Origin of the sequence: Stackebrandtia sp. (genome assembly GCF_035643755.1) — a bacterium.
GTDB lineage: Bacteria > Actinomycetota > Actinomycetes > Mycobacteriales > Micromonosporaceae > Stackebrandtia.
Genome location: NZ_DASQPW010000136.1, coordinates 1 through 4,452, shown reverse-complemented (window position 1 = coordinate 4,452; position 4,452 = coordinate 1). Strand labels below are relative to the sequence as shown.

General features: G+C 70.3%; 5 protein-coding genes. 1 reads left to right on the top strand and 4 read right to left on the bottom strand.

The genetic code is table 11. The features are described from left to right. From VE172_RS10605 to VE172_RS10595, 3 genes are all read right to left on the bottom strand, one after another. Positions 1-492 (bottom strand): DAK2 domain-containing protein (locus VE172_RS10605; RefSeq protein WP_324800962.1); only part of this gene is annotated, 492 nt, incomplete at its 3' end. Positions 493-536: 44 nt separating this feature from the next. Beyond that, positions 537-2,006, bottom strand: coding sequence for a hypothetical protein (locus tag VE172_RS10600; RefSeq protein WP_324800959.1), 1,470 nt, complete (start codon positions 2,004-2,006; stop codon positions 537-539). Between the two features lie 149 nt (positions 2,007-2,155). Next, positions 2,156-3,163 (bottom strand): hypothetical protein, encoded by a 1,008-nt coding sequence (locus VE172_RS10595; RefSeq protein ID WP_324800956.1) that lies wholly within the window; start codon positions 3,161-3,163, stop codon positions 2,156-2,158. Positions 3,164-3,361: 198 nt separating this feature from the next. On the opposite strand from VE172_RS10595, the gene rpmB reads away from it, so the two are divergent. After that, entirely contained in the window at positions 3,362-3,553 is a 192-nt protein-coding gene (gene rpmB / locus VE172_RS10590) for a 50S ribosomal protein L28 (RefSeq protein WP_324800953.1), read from the top strand. Between the two features lie 55 nt (positions 3,554-3,608). Here the strand turns inward: rpmB and VE172_RS10585 are convergent. Further along, on the bottom strand, positions 3,609-4,452 hold an 844-nt coding region (locus tag VE172_RS10585; protein WP_324800951.1), incomplete at its 5' end, for a thiamine-phosphate kinase.

Genomic DNA, 4,452 nt, shown 5'->3' with positions numbered 1-4,452 from the left:
GACCGCGGCCTCCAGCGACGACGCGCTGTGGCGCCCGGCGGTCTCGGACGCCACGCGGGCAACGGTGAGGATGGTGCCCTCGGCCGGGGCGGCCACCGCGTCGTTGGCGCTGTGCGCGGCATGGCGCAGGCCCGCGGCGAGGCGCTCGGCGTTCACCGCCTCGACGCCCCAGGTGTCGGCGAGGCCGCGCAGGATCTGGGCGACGATCACGCCGGAGTTGCCGCGCGCCCCCAGGAGCGCGCCGCGGGCGGCGCGGTGGGTGATCTCGGGCAGCAGCGCCGTGTCGTCCAGGTCCTCCAGGGCGACGCAGGCGGCGGTCAGGGTCGCGGCGAGGTTGGTGCCGGTGTCGCCGTCGGGCACCGGAAAGACGTTGAGTTCGTCCACTGTGCGGCGATGCAGGGTCAGCACCCCCAGGCTCGCCGCGTACCAGCGCCGCACGCCCCGGGCGTCCAGTACCTCCAGCGGATGGTGGGGTGGGTCGACCTGTCGCACAGTAGACGAGCTTAACGACTCGTTACGACAAGGCGTCAGGACAGTTACTTGAACTCCAAAGTCATGACCGTGTTGGCCACGTCGAGCTTGTAGTCCTTGGACAGGGACTGCGGCACGGCCGCCACGAAACCGGCGAGCTTGCCGGACTCGGGGAGGTCGAACAGTCCGACGTAGACATCGGCGCCCTGGTCCTTCATGGACGACGAGTCCCATTTCACGTGGTACGACACGTAGGCGCCGCGGTGGCCGTCGACCCTCAGGAAGTTGGTCCTGGGGGTGCCGTCGGCGCTGGCGTCCAGCGCCTTCTTCGACGACGGCGCCTTCCAGAACGCCTTGTCGATCATCCCGGACATGCGGGCGGCGGTCTCGTCGACGCCGCTGACGGTCTTGTACTTGACCTTCTTGCGGTCCACCTCGCCGACCAGGAACAGGCCGGGCACGCCCTTGTCGCCGTCGACCGGGGCGATCTGGCCGTAGGCGTTCTTGAAGCCGGGCGGGACGTCGTCGGAGGTGGCGGCCTTCTTCCACGGCTTGGGCAGCGACATGAAGCCGAGCCCCGAGGTGTCGTCGGTGATCAGCGTCGACTTGAACTTCGACTTCGAGCCGGTGTCGCCCGACGGCGACGCCGAGCCGTCGGAGGTGGGCTTGCCGCCGCCGAGGAAACCGAAGTAGAAGGCGCCGCCGACGGCCAGCGCGGCCACCACGACGAGGACGCCCACGACGTACAGCCAGCCGGGCGGGCCCTTGCGCTGCTTCTTCGGGACGAACTGCGGCACCGGGACCCCGCCCCACGGCTGGGACGAGGTGGGCGAGGCGCTGACGGGCGCGGGCAGGCCGCTGACCTGCTGCGCCTGCGGGCTGGTCGCGAACGGCGACTCCGGGACGCCGGGCGGCGCCGACTGCTGGGCGGGCGCGCCGGGCCATGCTGCTGCCTCCGGCGCTGGCGCGCCGGAGTAGGGCTGCGCCGAGAACGGTTGGGCCGAATACGGCTGCGCCGAATAGGGCTGGGCCGAGTACGGCTGTCCGGAGTACGGCTGGGCCGAGGCCGGGTCGACCGACACCGGCGCCGCCGAGTACGGCTGCTCCATCGGGACGACGGGCGGCTGGCCGATCACCTGGGTGCCCTGCTCGTCGTGCGGCGACGGCGGGATCGACTGGGTCTGGTCGGTGGGCGGTTCCTCGTGCTGCGGGTACGCCGGCTGCGCGGGCTGCTGCGGGTAGTAGATCGGCTGGCCATTTTGGTCAACCTGCTGCGGATAGCCCTGCGGGTACGGCTGTTGCGGGTACTGCGGCTGCTGCTGCGGCGGGTACGGCTGCTGTGGCTGCTGCTGCGGGTACTCGGGCTGCTGCGGATAGCCCTGCTGTGGCGGGTATTGCGGCTGTTGCGGCTGACCGTAGCCCTGCTGCGGCGCGGGCTGCCCCTGGTTGCCCTGCTGCGGCGCGAAGGGGTCGATCGGCTCCGGTTCCTGCTGATCGGACCAGCCGTCTTCAGGCTGCTGCGGGGGGTAGGTCATCGCTCAACTTTCGAGGAAGAGGTAACGCTGCTCTCGGCGAGAACGCGGTCACGGATGCGCGACTGTTGCGGTAGAAAAAGTACCCGCAGCAGCATACGTCGTCCAGGCGACAGCTCGAGTTCATCCGAACAGCCCGCGCCCCCTCCCTCTTAGGCGATGGTCAGGGAGTCCAGGGCGTCCGAGGTGTTCTTGACCTCCGAGTCGGGGGTGTTGGACGGGTTGGACACGACGAAACCCGCCAGCTTTCCGCCGCCGATGTCGATGACGCCGACCCCCAGGTGCTCGCCGGTGGCCTTCAGGCCGTTGGACTTGTCCCACTTGAGGGTGTAGGTGGCCATGATGCCCTTGGTGCCGCTGATGCTCAGGTCGGTGTACTTCGCCTTGCCGTCCCGCTTCAGCCCGTCCAGCGGATCGGTGGCGCCGCTGGTCTTGTTGTAGTCGGTCTTGTCGACGTCCTTGGCGATCTTCTTGACGACCGACTTCAGGTCGTCCGTGCTCTTGTAGTCCACCTTGGACAAGTCGACCTCGCCGACGGCGAACATCGCCTGCCAGTTGGTCTCGGTGCTCAGGGTCTGGCCGTTGGAGGCCACCAGGTCGGGGGTGGCGTACAGCAGGTCCGAAGCGTCGGCCCAGGTGCTGATCCGCTTGAAGCCCAGGCCCGTGGTGGGGTCGGTGATCAGGTCGCCCGAGGGCGAGGCGCTGTCGTCGTTGCCCGACTCCGACGTGCTTTCGGAACTGGAGGAGGAGCTGTCGTCATCGGCGCTGTCGTCGCCCTTGCCGTTGTTGATGAGAACGATCGCGCCCACGATCCCCAGCACCAGGACCAGCACCACTCCCCCGACGATGAACGCCCAGGCGGGCGGTCCGCTCTTGGCCGGGCGCATCGGCATCGGCGGGCCCGGGTACGGCTGGCCCGACGCCGGGATGCCGCTCATCGGCGGCGCGCCGTAGGCGGCATTCGGGTCGTACGGCATGCCCGACTGCGGCGCGCTCGGGTCATAGGACGGCTGCGCGTACGGGTCGGGTTGCGGCGCGTACGGATCTGGCTGCGGCGACCCGCCGGGTTGATACGGCTGCCCCGTCGGATCGAAACCCGGGTTCGGGGGTCCGTACCCCGATCCGTCGTTCCCGGGCGGGGGTGGGGGCGGGTAGCTCATCGGTGTGTCGCTTTCTCAAGAAGAAGGGCGGGCGCTGGCTTAGTAATCTACTGTGCCTGACCACCTCAGACCCGCCCCCGGCCGGTCGGGTACAGTTGCCCAGTTGTCCGCGAAGCGCTCGACAACATCATCACCAAAATCCGTGAGAGCACCGCGCGTGAACACCTTGCGCGTGAACACATCCAGGAGTACGAGCACATGTCCCGCAAATGCGAAGTCTGCGGCAAGGGCCCCGGGTTCGGCCACAACGTGCCGTGGTCGAAGAAGAAGACCAACCGCCGTTGGAACCCCAACCTGCAGAGCGTGCGCGCGGCGTCCGGCTCGGGTGACAACCTCAAGCGCGTCAAGGTGTGCACCTCCTGCCTCAAGGCGGGCAAGGTCAGCCGCTAACGACCCCACGAACGCACGCCGCCGGGACGAGCGCCTGGCGGCATTTTGCGTGCCCTCAGGCGAAGTGGTCCCAGCCCCCGGGCCCGTCGTAGGCCGCCCCGTCCACGGTGACCCCGTCGCCGGCGTCGACCCGCCCGATCACCCGCCAGTCCGCGCCCAGCAGCACGTCGGGCGGGAAGCTGGCCACCAGGGCGTGATCCTCGCCTCCGGTCAGCACCCAGGTGAGCGGTTCCACACCCATGGCCTGGCCGGCGTTGCGCATCGCCTCGGGTATGTCCAGTTGGGACGAATCCACGTCGATGGCGACGTTCGACGCCTCGGCGATGTGCCCCACGTCGGCGATCAGCCCGTCGGAGACGTCGATCATGGCGGTGGCGCCCAGCACGCTCGCCAGCGGCCCGGCGTCGTACGGCACCTCGGGGCGGCGGTGCGCCGCCACCAGGATTCCCGGCGAGCGGAAGCCCCGCGACAGGATGGTGGTGCCGGCCGCGGCCCAGCCCACCCGGCCCGCGATGGCCAGCACGTCGCCGGGCCGCGCCCCCGACCGGGTCACCGGGTGCCTTCCCTGTAGGTCCCCCAGCGCGGTCACCGAGATGTTCAGCTCCCCCGCCATCACGGTGTCGCCGCCGACCACCGCCGCGCCCAGCGGCGCGGCCTCGGCGGCCAGCCCGTCCGCCAGCTCCTCCACCCACGACACCCCGACGTCGTCGGGCATGGCCAGCCCGACCAGCAGCGCGGTGGGGCGCGCGCCCATGGCGGCGATGTCGGCCAGGTTGGCGGCGGCGGCCTTGTGGCCCACGTCGGTGGCGGTCGACCAGTCGCGCCGGAAGTGGCGGCCCTCCACGAGCACGTCGGTGCAGGCGACCACGCGGCGGTCGGGCGCGGCGACGACGGCGGCG